Raw genomic sequence first — 14,498 nt, forward strand, 5'->3', positions numbered from 1 at the left:
CAACAGCGCCAGCTATTTGCGCAACAGCCGCGCCGGATGCTGCTTAATTACCCATAACCGGTGGGCAAATCAGCGTTCAGGCATAAAAAAAGCGACCCTAAGGTCGCTATAGATGGAAGACAGCGCTTACTGCGGCATGCCTTCGCTGGTCGGCATACCCAGCATGTAGCGGGACATAAACTGTTCCAGCGTCATCTTGTCGCCGTTCATGTTCACCTGACCGTTGGTGTACTGCAGGCTGGTCACGATGTTGTTATCCTGCTGCTGGGTCAGGCGGAACATCTGACCCATCGCCGCCAGACCTTTCACCTGCTGATCCGCCAGCTTCTGGGCGTCATCCGCCTGATAACCCTCAGCCAGACCCACTTTGTGCATGGTTTCGGTTGCCATCGGCATATTGATCACCAGCTTGCTGTCCAGGCTTTTCAGTACCCGGTCAACCATAGCGCTCAGCGTCTGGGCTTCACCGGTGACGGCAGAAGGATCGTTGAAGCTGGCCGTCAGATTAAAGGTGCTTTCACCTTTGTCATTCTTCCAGCTCAGCGGAGCAATGCTGAGGGATGGCGAGCCTTTCAGCAGCATCGGCAGATTGGCCATCAGAATCTGATGCACGCCTGCCTGATAGCGGATAGGATCTTCCGCAACGCCAGGCTGGGTCAGCAGCTCCTGCATCTGCGCGTTGTAACGGTCTGAGAAGGCTTTGACCGCCTGCGCATCAAACTGTGACAGCTTCATCTTCAGCGCAGCCTGACCGAAGTCCTGCTTCTGCAGCTGAACGCTTTCCACTTTGTAATCAATATCGCCGCCAATTTTACCGGCGCTGTTATCGAAAGAAGAGGTGCCTTTCATTTTGTGCAGTGTCAGGGCGTCCTGACCATTGATGCTGGCATTCACCTTCTCAATGTCCACCGACTGATCGCCGATGCGCACGCCTTCCGGGCTGAGATGCGTGTTACCGCTCAGCTTCAGACCATTAACAGTGAACAGTACCGGCTGGCCCATCTCATTTTTACTGGTCAGCGCGAGGCTATCCACATCGCTGTCCAGCGACACTTTATCGCCTTTATTATCGGCGCTGACGTTGAAGGTGCCGCCATTGGTGGCAAAACGCTCGCCGGTTTGCGCATTCTGATAGTCAACCGGCAGGACACGCAGCGCGGTATCGGTGGCACCGCTGTAACCGATGCGGGTATCTGCGTTAATCAGCGATTTATTGCCGGTCAGCTCAAACAGCTTCTTCACCGCATCGGTGTTAGCCAGCTCGGTATGAACGGATGCCATGCTCGGGATCAGGTTGAAATGCTTGAGCTGCGCAAACGGGAAAGGGCCATGATCGATGGTTTCATTCAGGATGATGCTCTGACCCGGCTTCAGCAGCGGGTTATCTTCCGTCTGCGAATTCGCCTGAACCACCAGATTCACCTTGCTGCTAAACACGCCGCGTTGATAGTCCTGATAGCTGATCTTCAGTCGGCTGTTAGGGGCATAAGCGTTCAGCTGTGCATTGGCGTTCTGCACCAGCTCATCCCTGTGGCTTTCAATTTGCTTGCCGGTGAACCACGCCGCGCCAGTCCAGACTACGCCCAGTGCGATGATGATACCTACGGCAACATTGGTCTTTTTCATTGCTGATTCGTCCTTATCCTTGAGTCCGCTTATGCCGCAGGTTTACCCCAGCGACCGAAGAAAAACGCCCGCAGGCGTTTAAAAGCTAATAGGTTGAAATAATAGCAGTTAACAGAGATTCCGTCAGCCGCTCTACCCTAAGTCGTTAAATACCCGCGCCAGCCGGCCCGTACCGGCGACCGTTACCGGCGATTCGCTGGCGGCAATGAAGCAGGATTCACCCGGTTTCAGCGTCAGTTGCTGATCGTCTTTGGCGATAACCGCCTGGCCTTCGATGCAGAACAGCAGGGCGGCGCTCTGCTGCGCCAGCGATTGCGGTTCTGCGTTCAGGCTATGGATGGCAAAGGCAAAATCTTCGACCGGAATCGGGAAGCGCAGCGCATGACCCTGTTGCTCTGGCTCCGTCAGCAGCGAGCTGGCAGGTTTTTCATCAAACTTCAGGTTGGCCATCAGCTCGTCGATATCGATATATTTCGGGGTTAAACCGGCCCGCAATACGTTATCAGAGTTGGCCATCACCTCCAGCGCCACGCCTTTCAGATACGCGTGCGGGGTTTCCGCGTAGAGGAACATCGCCTCGCCGGGCTGCAGGGTGATCACATTCAGCAGCAGCGGTGAAAACAGGCCGCTGTCGTCAGGGTATTCAGCCGCAATCATGCGGATGGTTTCCCACGGCTCGCCCTGCTGCGCATCAAGCGCGGATTTCAGTACGCCCAGCGCCAGCGATTTCGCTTCACCCTCCAGTGACAGCAGGGTAGAGAACAGCGCAGCAAGCGTCTCCTGATCGGGATGTTGCAAAAAATGGGCAATCTGAGGATGTGCACCTGCAACCGGCTCCAGCAGGGAGACCATCTGCGTCAGCGTGCGAAAGCCATTCATTGCCTGGAACGGCGTCAGCGCATAGACCAGCTCCGGCTTGTGGTTTGCATCTTTATAGTTGCGCTCGGCGGCCGTCAGCGAAATTCCCGCCGCATTCTCACGGGCAAAGCCCACTTCGGCCGCACGTTTGCTGGGATGGACCTGAATCGACAGCGGCTGATCGGCACACAGCACTTTGAACAGGAACGGCAGTTCACCAAAGCGCTGTGACACCGCGTCGCCCAGCATTGCGGCGGGCGCTGCATCAATAACGTCGCGTAACGAACGCTCGCGGCCCTGATCCATCACGGTAGAAGGACTTTTCGGATGTGCGCCCATCCACAGCTCTGCCATCGGCAGACCCTCGGGATTGGCAATCCCGTAAAGCTCAGTCAACGCCGTTTTGCTGCCCCATGCGTAATTTTGCAGCGAATTGTTCATTTTTTGCATTGTATAACCCTTTATCACGGGAAATTATTGCGGCTATTAAAGCAGAAACTACCGGTAAAAATACATATCCAGCGCAAAAGGACGCTAAGCTCTGATAATGTTAAATTATTGTGTATTACTATCCTGACTGTCCGACAGTTGATTGCAACAACCTGGCGGTCATTCTTTTAAAAACAAGGTGAAGGAGACGTATTCATGGCAGGCAACCGCATTGAGAAAGATTCAATGGGCCCCATCGATGTACCGGCAGACAAACTCTGGGGCGCGCAGACGCAGCGCTCGCTGGAACACTTCCGTATCTCAACCGAAAAAATGCCGACCGCGCTGGTGCATGCGCTGGCACTGACTAAGCGCGCCGCGGCCAGCGTTAACCGCGATCTGGGACTGCTGCCCGCTGACCGCGCAGATGCGATTGTCAGCGCGGCGGATGAAGTGCTGGCGGATAAGCATGCGGACGAGTTCCCGCTGGCAATCTGGCAGACCGGTTCCGGCACCCAGACCAACATGAACATGAATGAGGTGCTGGCAAACCGCGCGAGTGAAATCCTCGGCGGGGAACGCGGGATGTCGCGCCTGGTCCATCCCAACGACGATGTGAACAAGAGCCAGAGCTCCAACGACGTCTTCCCGACGGCGATGCATGTTGCCGCCGTGATCGCGCTGCGCGAACAGTTAATCCCTCAGATTCAGGTACTGAAAAACACGCTCAGCCAGAAGTCTGACGCCTTTAAAGACATCGTTAAGATTGGTCGTACTCACCTGCAGGATGCGACGCCGCTGACGCTGGGCCAGGAGATTTCCGGCTGGGTGGCAATGCTGGAGCACAACCTCAAGCATATCGAACAGAGCATTCCGCACGTGGCGGAGCTGGCGCTGGGCGGAACCGCGGTGGGCACCGGTCTGAATACCCATCCGGAATATGCGGTGCGCGTGGCGAAGGCGCTTGCCGATCTGACGCAGCAGCCATTTGTCACCGCACCAAATAAGTTTGAGGCACTGGCAACCTGTGATGCGCTGGTGCATGCGCATGGCGCGCTGAAAGGGCTGGCCGCCTCGCTGATGAAAATCGCCAACGACGTACGCTGGCTCTCTTCCGGCCCGCGCTGCGGCATCGGCGAAATCGCCATTCCGGAAAACGAACCTGGCAGTTCCATTATGCCGGGCAAAGTTAACCCAACGCAGTGTGAAGCGATGACCATGCTTTGCTGTCAGGTGATGGGTAACGACGTGGCGATCAACATGGGCGGCGCGTCGGGTAACTTTGAGCTTAACGTCTTCCGTCCGATGGTGATCCATAACTTCCTGCAATCGATTCGCCTGCTGGCGGACGGCATGGACAGCTTCAACCATCATTGCGCCGTCGGCATTGAGCCGGTGCGTGAGCGCATCGATCAACTGCTCAACGAATCACTGATGCTGGTGACCGCGCTGAACACCCACATCGGCTATGACAAAGCGGCTGAAATTGCCAAGAAGGCGCACAAAGAGGGGCTGACGCTGAAGGGTTCGGCGCTGAAGCTGGGTTATCTCACTGAAGAAGAATTTGATGCCTGGGTCCGGCCGGAAGAGATGGTCGGCAGCATGAAGTCGTAAGCTCAGCGATGAGCAAGAGGCCAGCGGATGCTGGCCTTTTTTATATCGGGCAATCAACCCACAGATGCAGTCGGGGTATCAGCAGATTCAGCGGTTCAGCGGCGGGTTTATGCCGATGCGTAATGTTATCGGCGTCGTAATTAAGCAGCTCGCCCAGCACCGGAACCTGACTGCGATCGCGGCAGATCACCAGTATCGGTGACGGGCAGGCCAGCTGGGTCTGCTTTTGTTCATCCGCGCGCCAGACGCGTGCCACCGGCTGGACTTTCACCGGACGCTTAATTTTCAGCCGTGCTGAGGCGGGCAGGGCGCGCACGCTTGCCAGCTCCTCCTGTACTTTTTCCGCCCACTGTTCCCGTGACCACGGTGCTTTCGCGCGTCCCGACTTCAGGCTTTTTTCCAGCTGGGCGATCACCTCTTCGCGCTTGAGGTTTTTAATGATGTGCTTGTTGGCCCAGCCGAAACGCAGGCTGTCAGGGGCGCTGAGCAGGGTGATCGTGCGGTAGGCATTCAGCGTAATCAGGCCGCGTAAATGCTGGTGGACGAACTCAAAACGCGCTTCGCTCGGCAGGCCCGAGTCCACCGTGATCAGCTGCTCCAGCCGGGCTTTCAGCTGATTGATGAGGTCGACCAGCGAGCCGATCTCTGCTTCGCGCTGCGCATCGCATTCGATGCAGAGTGCGCCGGGTAAGCGAACGGCAGCCTTGGTGCTCAGCTGTTCAGACTGATGCTGCATAAACAGGCGGCAGTAGTGGTCGAGCGCCATCTTCAACGCGCTCTCGCCGAGATGCTGCTCAACGGCAATCTGAGTAATCGCTTCATGTTCGCGGCCTTTCACTACCGGCGGCAGGCTGAAGACGCGGGCGATCAGCAAAGGCTGCGCCTCAATCTGCTGACGCAGTTCGCCCAGCGCCAGTTCCAGGTCGTTTACACACTGATGCATATCAGCCACTAAGTCGTAGCGCGTCATGTTGTGCCTCCATAGTTACAACGTCCACAATGTGGCAGAAGCCCGGCGAGGATGCAAGCCGCATATAGTTACAACATACGCATAGTGATTCCATTAAAAACGTGCGGTCTGCCAGGTCATCCAGCGAAAAGGGCGTCACGCATTTTGCCTTATCGCAGAACATGTTATAAAAACGGTTCGCCTGCTAATGAAGAGATCGCCTGTGAGTCAGAACAACAAACCCGGTATCGCCGCCATTTTCACCCTGGGTCTGGTGCAAATCCTCTCATGGGGAGGGTCATTCTACCTGATGGCGGTGATGGCGAACCCGATTGCAGCTGAGACAGGCTGGTCACAGCAATGGATTTATGGCGCGCTCTCGACCGGGATTCTGGTGTCGGGCCTGCTGTCACCGCTGGCGGGCAGGATTATCGCCCGAACCGGCGGTCGTCTGCTGCTGGCGCTGAGCGGTCTGGTGATGGCGGTGGGGCTGGTGATGATGGCGTACAGCTTCTCGCTGCCGCTGTTTCTGTTTGCCTGGGTGATTATTGGCATCGGAATGGCGATGGGCCTTTATGATGCGCTGTTCGCCACACTCGGCACCTGTTATGGCGGTCAGGCACGTTCAGCGATCACCAGTATTACGCTGATTTCAGGCTTCTGCACCACGCTGGTCTGGCCGGGAACGGCGTTGCTGATTCATGGATTCGGCTGGCGGGATGCGTCACTGATTATTGCGGCAATAATGGTGGTCTGCGTGCTGCCTGCCTATCTGTTTGCCTTACCGGCGAGCCATGCTAAGCCGCCTGCGAAAAGGGCGGTTAAACACTCTGCCACGCCGGAGATTGAACCTGCGCTGTTCTGGCTGCTGTGCGCCATTTTTACTCTCGTATCGGTGATCATGACGGCGATTTCCGTGCAGCTTATCGCGCTGTTGCAGGCGAGTGGCCATACGCTGACGTCGGCGCTGGCGATCAGCGCGGTGCTTGGCCCATGTCAGGTAGGCTCGCGCATCGTCGATATTGTTTTCAAACGCAGTCATCCGATCCGCACTACCTTTTTTTCTGTCGGGCTGGTGGCGCTGGGCCTGCTGCTGCTGGCACTTTTTCCACAGTTGGCGCTGCTGAGCATGGTGCTGTATGGCGCAGGAAACGGCTTACGCGCCGTCGTGCGTGGAACTTTACCGCTGGCGATGGTCAAACCAGAGTCTTACGCGATTGTGGTGGGGAAAATGGCCCGCCCGGCGCTAATGGGACAGGCGCTGACGCCGCTGATGGGTGGATATGTGTTTGAAAAGATGGGCGCGTCGGCGACGCTGTGGTTGCTTTGCGCTTTAGCAGTCTTTAACGTGTTACTGGTTATGGCGCTGAAGCAGCGATTACCGGCGGCAGCGGTCACCACCGCATGACCGAACTGCTCACCATGTCCGGCAGGATAAGGATGAGGAGCAGGGTAAGCACCTTGTGCTATCAGGCCTCCGCCTTTGGTGAATACGTGCCTTGTCAGTGCCGGTTTGCTTCAAAAAAGCAACAGTGTTTGTTATATTTATTGCTCATTGATTGTTCACTTATGCGGCAATAAAACAATAAGATGCACCGCAACTCAGGATAAAGAAATGCTTGATTACCGCTTCCCGACAGCTTTGCAAATGGTTCTGAGCGTAGCGATGGCGGAGCAAATGGGTAAACGCTCTACCAGCGCGATTCTGGCCTACGGGCTGGAAGCGAATCCCAGTTTCATTCGAAAATTAATGGTCCCGCTGACACGTGACGGCATTATTGTCTCTACGCTGGGCCGTACCGGTTCGATTCATCTCGGCCGTCCTGCTGCGGACATTACCCTGCGGGATATCTATGTCTCCGTGATCGAAGACAAAAAGATCTGGGCCGCGCGTCCCGATGTCGCGCCGCGCTGTCTGGTCAGTGCCAACCTCTGCTGGTACTTCAAGTCGATAGCCGACGAAGCCGAGCAGGCGTCGCTGGATGTGCTGGCAAAACGCACTGTGGCCGATGCGCTGAACGAGTTGAAGAAACGCGACACCAGCAACTGCACCGCCGTACCGGAACCTGAACCCGAAGAGAGTGAAGAACTCTGCAAAAAGAGCCGCTGATGAGCGGCTTTTTTTATGCCTGCTGATCAGTATCGTCCTGCCTCAAATCCGTCATGAATCAATACCCATCTTTCTGAGTTCGGTCATCGCGATAAACGTAATAAATTGTTTGAAAACTCAGTCAGGAACCCAACATTATTGTTGCCTTAAGTACCACCAATGTTATTCTTGCTGTTATACACAGCGAGGGAACGCGATGAAGTACAGTGAATTCAGGCGCTGGCTCATTCAGCAGGGCGCTATTTTGACGAAGCACCGCAGTGGAAGCAGCCATTTCAAGGTCTTCCTGGGCGACAGGCAATCCATTTTTCCGGATCATGGAGCGAAAGAAATGCCTGAAGGTACGCGCAGAAAAATTTTAAAAGATCTGGGCCTGTGAGCCCGATCAGAGAGGTAACCCTATGTTTAATTATGCCTTCAGCTTAACCCATGACGCCAAAACCGATACCTATGAGGTCTCGTGTCGTGATTTGCCGTTACTGCATTCCGTCGGCGCCACCGTTGAGGAAGCACTGTCAGAAGCCGAAGATGGACTGGTGACGGCTATCTCTCTTGAGATGGATACCCGTCGTCCGATTCCGGTCGCCAGTAAACCGCTGGAAGGTGAATACATTGTCTCCGTACCTGTGCTGGTGGCGATGAAAGCGGCACTTTATAACGCAATGATTGAAACCGGCACCCGTAAAGTCGATCTGGCACGCCAGCTGGGTGTGAATGGACCACAGGTTGATCGACTGCTGGATGTTGAGCACTCATCGAAAGTTGAAAAAGTGGAGATGGCGCTGGCGCAGCTGGGACGAAAAGCCCAAATTGAGATTCGCACCTGATTATCGGCGCAACTAACGTTAACCCCTAAAGCAATGTTATTAGCGTATTAATCTCACGATTTGTATCTTCTTTGTTACCTGTTTTCTAGCTTTCAGGAGATCTAAAGTCTGAAAAATTGATAAAATTTATAAAAATCCATTCCTGATATTCAGGTAATCAGAATGCAGGAGGTCAAAGATGGATAATCATTTAAATTTGGCAAACGTCGCCGGGCAACCCGCAGTCATCACCTACGTTCCCGAAATCAACCTGTTCCGTGGACGCTTTACCGGCCTGTCAGGCTACTGTGATTTTGTCTCTGACAGCGTGCAGGGTCTGTACAAAGAAGGGGATATTTCACTGCGCGAATACCCGGAAGATTGCGCTGCCTCCGGCATTAATCCCTATGCGGAGCAGGAAAAAATCAAGACCTTTACGCTGCGCTATCCTGAATCGCTGGGCGTGCGGCTCTCGCAGGCTGCTGCGCAAAATGAAACCTCGCTGAATGCGTTTATCATTGAAACGCTGAATGAAAAATTAAAGCAGCGCTAATGAACATGCTGCCAATCTCAGACAAAAAAAGGGGCGATCACCCGATCGCCCCTGTTAACGTTTACGATTTACGCCGTCACTGATTCCGCGTTACCTGACCGGCGTGTCACCAGCTTGCGCAGGGCCACATAGAACACCGGCGTCAGGAACAGGCCGAAGAGTGTCACGCCAAGCATGCCGGAGAAGACGGTAATACCGGTCACGCCGCGCACTTCTGCACCCGCACCTTCACCCAGAATCAACGGGATGGTACCGGCGATAAAGGCGATGGAGGTCATCACAATCGGACGCAGACGCAGGCGACACGCTTCCAGCGCCGCTTCGATAATTCCTTTGCCCTGAATCTCAAGCTCACGCGCAAATTCCACGATAAGAATCGCGTTCTTACAGGCGAGGCCCATCAGCACCACCAGTCCGACCTGCACGAAGACGTTGTTGTCTCCGCCAGTCAGCCAGACGCCAAACAGCGCAGAGAGCATCGTCATCGGCACAATCAGGATCACCGCCAGCGGCAGCGTCCAGCTCTCATACAGCGCCGCCAGCACCAGGAACGCCAGCAGGACGGCCATCGGGAAGACAATCAGCGCGGTATTACCCTGGGTTGACTGCTGATAACTCAGGTCGGTCCACTCGATGTTCATGCCGTTCGGCAACAGCTGACCGGACATCGCTTCCAGCTGACTCATCGCCTGCGCCGAAGAGAGCACGCGCGGATCGGCATCGCCAATCAAATCCGCCGCCGGATAGCCGTTATAACGGATCACCGGATCGGGGCCGTAGGTAGTGGTGATGTTCACCATGCTGCCAATCGGCACCATCTCACCGCGGTCGTTGCGGGTACGCAGGTTGGCAATATCCTCAACGCTGTCGCGGAACTCCCCATCCGCCTGCGCCATGACGCGCCAGGTGCGCCCAAAGCGGTTAAAGTCATTCACGTACGACGAGCCGAGATAGGTCTGCAGCGTGCTGAACAGCGCGGTCAGCGACACGCCCTGAGCTTTGGCTTTATCCCGGTCAACCTGCACATCAAGCTGTGGAACGTTGGCCTGATAGGAGGAGATAGGGAAGTGCATGCCTGGCGTCTGCATGATGCTGCCCGACAGCGTATTAATCGCCGTCTGCAATGCGCCATAGCCCAGACCGGCACGATCCTGCACATAGAGCGAATAGCCCGAACCCTGACCCAGCCCCAGAATCGGCGGCGGCATAATCGAGAAGCCAAAGCCCTGCTGGATCTGCGCGATTTTCGCGTTGATCTCTGCGTTAATCTCCGCTGCTGTGTGCTTGCGCTCATTAAACGGCTTCAGGCCGAAGAACACCGTTCCGCTGTTCGGGGTGTTGGTGAACTGCAGCGCATTCAGGCCGGGGAAGGCCACCGCATAGGCGACGCCATCGGTCTGCATACCGATTTCGCTCATCTTACGAATCACTTCATCGGTGCGCGCCAGTGAGGAGCCTTCCGGCATCTTCACGCCGCCAATCAGATAAAGCTTATCCTGGGTCGGGATAAAGCCACCCGGCACGGTGTTGAACATAAAGCCGGCACCGGCCAGCAGCAGGATATAGACGCCAAATACCGCGCCACGGCGACGCAGCGTGCGGCCAACCAGCGACTCATAGCCGTGCGCACTGCGCTGGAAGAAACGGTTAAACGGACGGAACAGCCAGCCGAACAGGGCATCAATGATCCGCGTCAGCCGATCTTTTGGCGCATCATGTCCTTTCAGCAGCATCGCCGCCAGCGCGGGCGAGAGCGTCAGTGAGTTAATGGCCGAAATCACCGTAGAGATAGCGATAGTGGTGGCGAACTGCTTGTAAAACTGCCCGGTCACGCCGGAAAGAAACGCCATCGGCACAAACACCGCGCACAGCACCAGCGCAATGGCGATGATCGGCCCGGAGACCTCGCGCATCGCCTGATGCGCGGCGGCGCGCGGCGACAGTCCCATCTCGATGTTACGTTCGACGTTCTCCACTACCACAATGGCGTCATCCACCACGATACCGATCGCCAGTACCAGCCCGAACAGGCTCAGCGTGTTAAGCGAGAAGCCAAGCAGATAGAGCACGCTGAAGGTACCCACCACCGAAACCGGCACCGCCAGCAGCGGAATAATCGAGGCGCGCCAGGTCTGCAGGAACAGAATCACCACCAGCACCACCAGAATCACCGCCTCCAGCAGGGTCTGCACTACCGCTTTAATGGAGTCGCGGACAAACACGGTCGGATCGTAAGGCGCAGCCCATTTCACATCGTTAGGGAAGCGGGTTGCCAGCTCATCCATTTTGGCGCGAACCGCATTGGAGAGGTCGATGGCGTTAGCGCCAGGCGCCTGGAAGATGCCGATACCGACCGCATCTTTGTTATTCAGCTGGGAGCGCAGGGCATAGCTGCCTGATCCCATCTCAATCCGCGCCACATCGCGCAGCCGCACCAGCGAACCATCTTCAGAGGTTTTCAGGATGATATCGCCAAACTGCTGCTCGCTCTCCAGTCGTCCCTGAGTGTTGATCGACAGCAGGAAGTCGCTCTGCTTTTTCAGCGGCTCCGCGCCCAGCTGACCGGCAGAGACCTGCACGTTCTGCTCCTGCATCGCCGTCACCACGTCAGAGGCCGTCAGGCCGCGCGCCGCGACTTTGTTGGGATCAAGCCAGACGCGCATCGCATATTCACCTGCGCCAAAAATCTGGATCTGACCGACACCCGGCAGGCGCGCCAGCTCATCTTTCACCTTAAGCGTGGCGTAGTTACGCAGATAGAGCGAATCATAGGTACTGTTCGGTGAGAACATGTGCACGACCAGCGTCAGCGTCGGTGACATCTTCTGGGTTGTCACCCCCAGCCGACGCACATCTTCCGGCAGACGGGCTTCCGCCTGCGCCACGCGATTCTGTACCTGCACCTGTGCCTGATCGGGATCGGTGCCCGGACGGAAAGTCACGGTCGTCACCAGCACGCCATCCGAACCGGCCACTGACTTCATGTACATCATGTTTTCGACGCCGTTAATCGCCTCTTCCAGCGGCGTCGCCACGGAATCCGCAATCACTTTCGGGTTAGCGCCAGGATACTCGGCGCGCACCTGCACGCTGGGTGGCACAACGTCGGGATATTCACTGATCGGCAACAGCGGAATGGCAATCATGCCGGTGACGAAAATCAGAATCGACAGCACCGCAGCAAAAATAGGCCGGTCGATAAAAAAGCGGGAAAAGTCCATAGCGGCCTCGAATTATTGAGCGGCTGCCGCACGCATGGCGACCTGCTGAGCAGTGACCGGCATGCCGGGCATAAATACTTTTTGCAGACCGGCAATGATGACCCTGTCACCGGCTTGCAGACCCGATTTTACGATACGCAGGCCATCCACCATCGCGCCTGGCTGGATATCGCGCCGCTGCGCTTTACCTTCACCGTCCACCACGTAGACATATTTGCGATCCTGATCGGTCAGGACGGCTTTATCGTCAATCAGCACCGCCTCAAACTGCGCGCTGCCGGGCAGACGCACACGGGCAAACAGACCCGGGGTGAACTGACGCTGCTGATTGTCGAGCAGGGCACGCATACGAATGGTGCCGGTACTGGCGGTCAGCTGGTTATCCATGAAGTCGATCCTGCCCTGATGCGGAAAACCCTGTTCGCCGACCAGGCCAATCTCAGCGGGCAGGGCATGGCGCTGCTGGCCCTGACGCGCCATCGCCTGATAGTTGAGGAAGGTGTTTTCATCGACATCGAAGTAGACATACATTTGCTGCTGCGATACCAGCGTGGTCAGCACACTGGCGCTGTCACCAGCGGTCACCAGGTTACCGGCGGTGATCATCGCCCGGCTGGCGCGGCCATCGATCGGCGCAGTGACGCGGGTGAAGTCGAGGTTCAGCTGCGCCATGTCGACCGCGGCTTCAGCGGCCAGCACATCGGCCTGCGCCTGGCTGGCTGCAGAACGACGCTGTTCCCACGCCTCGCGGGAAATCGCCTGGGTGCCAATCAGTTTCTCGCTGCGGCCCGATTCGCTGCGGGCCAGACTGGCCTGACTGCGCGCCCGTGCCAGTTCCGCTTTGGCCTGCTCCAGCGCCGCGCGGTAGCTACGGTCATCAATGGTAAACAGCACCTGACCTTTTCTGACCTCATCGCCTTCGCGATAGTTAACGGCGTCGATATAGCCCGAGACGCGTGGCCGCAGCTGTACGCTCTGCACCGCTTCCACCCGGCCATTGAAATTGTCCCACTGGCTGACCGGCTTGATCAGCACCGGCGCGGCACTCACCTCCGGCGGTGGCGGCGGGGCGTTTTGCGCCACACCTTTATCGCAGCCGCTCAGTTGCGTGATGAGCAGTACCATCCCTAAGAGGGTTAAACCCTGACGAACCCGGTTCGTAATCATTGTTGTTATTCCGCGATAGATATAAAAGACGACCTGCAGGCCAATATTTGCAACTTTTAATATTGCAATTAATCGCAGGGAGTGTAGGCTTGCGTCGCGGACAACTGCAAGAATAACAGATACACTTTATGTGCGGTTTTGGGCAGAGCGTTGAAAGCCTGACCAGTTGCGCTAAAACCCTACAAACAGTGCGGCATTTAATGTACTAATAAAACTTGCATTAAATGGCATAGTCAGCCACCTTTAAGTGTAACTGCAACTGATACTAATACTTTTCGCTACAGCGACGGGAGAGACTGGAATGATGAGTGACGCCTTTATTCACGATTTAATCGACTGGATTGATAACAACATTGAAGCACGTCTGGACCTGGATACGGTTTCAGAACGCGCCGGTTACTCCAAATGGCACCTGCAGCGTATGTTCAAAGAACATACCGGCTACCCATTGGGTGAATACATCCGGGTTAAGAAGCTGAAGAAATCAGCCGATCGTCTGACCAGCACCGATGAACCGATTCTCAATGTGGCGATCTCGTTAGGCTTCGACTCTCAGCAATCTTTTAACCGCAGCTTCAAACGTCAGTATGGTGTCGCGCCGGGTGCATGGCGTCGTCACAGCGGGGAATCGCACGCCGCATAACCTCGCCAGGGCCAGCTTGCCTGGCCCGCGCTTTTCTCTGCGCGCAAAACTGGTATCATCTGCGTCCTGTCGTCACGGATGCCATCATGTCAAAAAAACTCTGGATTGGACTTTTTCTTGTCCTCGCGGCCTGTTTCTACGGCCTTAAACCTTATCTGAATACCGTTTCAGCCCCTGCGCAGGCGGATATCGCCACCCTGACTGACGCCCATACCGTGGCGCGCTGGGTGTTGCAGCATCAGCAATTACCGGACTACTACCTCACTAAAAGTGATGCGCGTAAGCGTGGCTGGAATCCGGCCAAAGGGAATCTGTGCGAGGTGCTGCCAGGCAGAGCCATCGGTGGCGACCGCTTTACCAACCGTGAGAAGCGTCTGCCCACGCGTGCCGGCCGCCAGTGGTATGAAGCGGATGTGAATTATCGCTGCGGGCATCGCGATGCCGATCGCCTGGTCTACTCCTCTGACGGGCTGGTGTTTCTCTCCACCGATCACTACCGCAGCTTCAGACAGGTGCCCTGAA

General features: G+C 56.2%; 13 protein-coding genes. 8 read left to right on the forward strand and 5 right to left on the reverse strand.

Translation table 11 applies throughout. The features are described from left to right. Window positions 1-126 precede the first annotated feature (126 nt). Both AC6I8C_RS08890 and manA read right to left on the reverse strand, forming a co-directional pair. Window positions 127-1,626: a YdgA family protein gene (locus tag AC6I8C_RS08890; protein WP_497822214.1), complete on the reverse strand. Its 1,500-nt coding sequence runs from the start codon at window positions 1,624-1,626 to the stop codon at window positions 127-129. A gap of 132 nt (window positions 1,627-1,758) precedes the next feature. Then, window positions 1,759-2,934 (reverse strand): mannose-6-phosphate isomerase, encoded by a 1,176-nt coding sequence (manA, locus tag AC6I8C_RS08895; RefSeq protein WP_497822215.1) that lies wholly within the window; start codon window positions 2,932-2,934, stop codon window positions 1,759-1,761. Between the two features lie 195 nt (window positions 2,935-3,129). Between manA and fumC the strand changes: the two genes are divergently transcribed. After that, window positions 3,130-4,527, forward strand: coding sequence for a class II fumarate hydratase (gene fumC, locus AC6I8C_RS08900; protein ID WP_061062412.1), 1,398 nt, complete (start codon window positions 3,130-3,132; stop codon window positions 4,525-4,527). 40 nt (window positions 4,528-4,567) lie between these two features. On the opposite strand, the gene tus is transcribed toward fumC, so the two are convergent. After that, window positions 4,568-5,497 carry a DNA replication terminus site-binding protein gene (tus, locus tag AC6I8C_RS08905; protein ID WP_497822216.1) on the reverse strand — a complete coding sequence of 310 codons (930 nt, stop codon included), beginning with the start codon at window positions 5,495-5,497 and terminating at the stop codon, window positions 4,568-4,570. A gap of 187 nt (window positions 5,498-5,684) precedes the next feature. On the opposite strand from tus, the gene AC6I8C_RS08910 reads away from it, so the two are divergent. From AC6I8C_RS08910 to AC6I8C_RS08930, 5 genes are all read left to right on the forward strand, one after another. Next, window positions 5,685-6,884, forward strand: coding sequence for an MFS transporter (locus tag AC6I8C_RS08910; RefSeq protein ID WP_497822217.1), 1,200 nt, complete (start codon window positions 5,685-5,687; stop codon window positions 6,882-6,884). Between the two features lie 207 nt (window positions 6,885-7,091). Next, window positions 7,092-7,586, forward strand: coding sequence for an RrF2 family transcriptional regulator (locus AC6I8C_RS08915; protein WP_013357792.1), 495 nt, complete (start codon window positions 7,092-7,094; stop codon window positions 7,584-7,586). A 196-nt stretch (window positions 7,587-7,782) separates the two neighbouring features. Beyond that, the gene (locus AC6I8C_RS08920) at window positions 7,783-7,965 is read left to right on the forward strand and encodes a type II toxin-antitoxin system HicA family toxin (protein WP_010245321.1); all 183 of its coding nucleotides are present in this window, start codon (window positions 7,783-7,785) and stop codon (window positions 7,963-7,965) included. Window positions 7,966-7,987: 22 nt separating this feature from the next. After that, window positions 7,988-8,413 carry a type II toxin-antitoxin system HicB family antitoxin gene (locus AC6I8C_RS08925; RefSeq protein WP_497822218.1) on the forward strand — a complete coding sequence of 142 codons (426 nt, stop codon included), beginning with the start codon at window positions 7,988-7,990 and terminating at the stop codon, window positions 8,411-8,413. Window positions 8,414-8,591: 178 nt separating this feature from the next. Continuing rightward, window positions 8,592-8,945 carry a type II toxin-antitoxin system HicB family antitoxin gene (locus tag AC6I8C_RS08930; RefSeq protein ID WP_497822219.1) on the forward strand — a complete coding sequence of 118 codons (354 nt, stop codon included), beginning with the start codon at window positions 8,592-8,594 and terminating at the stop codon, window positions 8,943-8,945. Between the two features lie 68 nt (window positions 8,946-9,013). Here AC6I8C_RS08930 and oqxB read toward each other — a convergent pair whose 3' ends face one another. Continuing rightward, a complete protein-coding gene (gene oqxB, locus AC6I8C_RS08935) occupies window positions 9,014-12,166 on the reverse strand; it encodes a multidrug efflux RND transporter permease subunit OqxB (protein WP_497822220.1) in 3,153 nt (1,050 codons plus the stop codon). A gap of 12 nt (window positions 12,167-12,178) precedes the next feature. Further along, window positions 12,179-13,333, reverse strand: a complete 1,155-nt coding sequence (locus AC6I8C_RS08940; protein WP_497822221.1) for an efflux RND transporter periplasmic adaptor subunit — start codon at window positions 13,331-13,333, stop codon at window positions 12,179-12,181. A gap of 301 nt (window positions 13,334-13,634) precedes the next feature. On the opposite strand from AC6I8C_RS08940, the gene AC6I8C_RS08945 reads away from it, so the two are divergent. Beyond that, window positions 13,635-13,976, forward strand: coding sequence for a helix-turn-helix domain-containing protein (locus AC6I8C_RS08945; RefSeq protein ID WP_013357796.1), 342 nt, complete (start codon window positions 13,635-13,637; stop codon window positions 13,974-13,976). 86 nt (window positions 13,977-14,062) lie between these two features. Next, a complete protein-coding gene (locus tag AC6I8C_RS08950; protein ID WP_497822222.1) occupies window positions 14,063-14,497 on the forward strand; it encodes a ribonuclease domain-containing protein in 435 nt (144 codons plus the stop codon). Window position 14,498 lies beyond the last annotated feature (1 nt).

Source organism: Pantoea sp. X-Soil-YNGN-844, from assembly GCF_059730595.1.

Coding starts and splice junctions, on each gene's coding strand:
- AC6I8C_RS08890 (WP_497822214.1), bottom strand. CDS start 1,626: ATGAAAAAGACCAATGTTGCCGTAGGTATCATCATCGCACTGGGCGTA.
- manA (WP_497822215.1), bottom strand. CDS start 2,934: ATGCAAAAAATGAACAATTCGCTGCAAAATTACGCATGGGGCAGCAAA.
- fumC (WP_061062412.1), top strand. CDS start 3,130: ATGGCAGGCAACCGCATTGAGAAAGATTCAATGGGCCCCATCGATGTA.
- tus (WP_497822216.1), bottom strand. CDS start 5,497: ATGACGCGCTACGACTTAGTGGCTGATATGCATCAGTGTGTAAACGAC.
- AC6I8C_RS08910 (WP_497822217.1), top strand. CDS start 5,685: ATGAAGAGATCGCCTGTGAGTCAGAACAACAAACCCGGTATCGCCGCC.
- AC6I8C_RS08915 (WP_013357792.1), top strand. CDS start 7,092: ATGCTTGATTACCGCTTCCCGACAGCTTTGCAAATGGTTCTGAGCGTA.
- AC6I8C_RS08920 (WP_010245321.1), top strand. CDS start 7,783: ATGAAGTACAGTGAATTCAGGCGCTGGCTCATTCAGCAGGGCGCTATT.
- AC6I8C_RS08925 (WP_497822218.1), top strand. CDS start 7,988: ATGTTTAATTATGCCTTCAGCTTAACCCATGACGCCAAAACCGATACC.
- AC6I8C_RS08930 (WP_497822219.1), top strand. CDS start 8,592: ATGGATAATCATTTAAATTTGGCAAACGTCGCCGGGCAACCCGCAGTC.
- oqxB (WP_497822220.1), bottom strand. CDS start 12,166: ATGGACTTTTCCCGCTTTTTTATCGACCGGCCTATTTTTGCTGCGGTG.
- AC6I8C_RS08940 (WP_497822221.1), bottom strand. CDS start 13,333: ATGATTACGAACCGGGTTCGTCAGGGTTTAACCCTCTTAGGGATGGTA.
- AC6I8C_RS08945 (WP_013357796.1), top strand. CDS start 13,635: ATGATGAGTGACGCCTTTATTCACGATTTAATCGACTGGATTGATAAC.
- AC6I8C_RS08950 (WP_497822222.1), top strand. CDS start 14,063: ATGTCAAAAAAACTCTGGATTGGACTTTTTCTTGTCCTCGCGGCCTGT.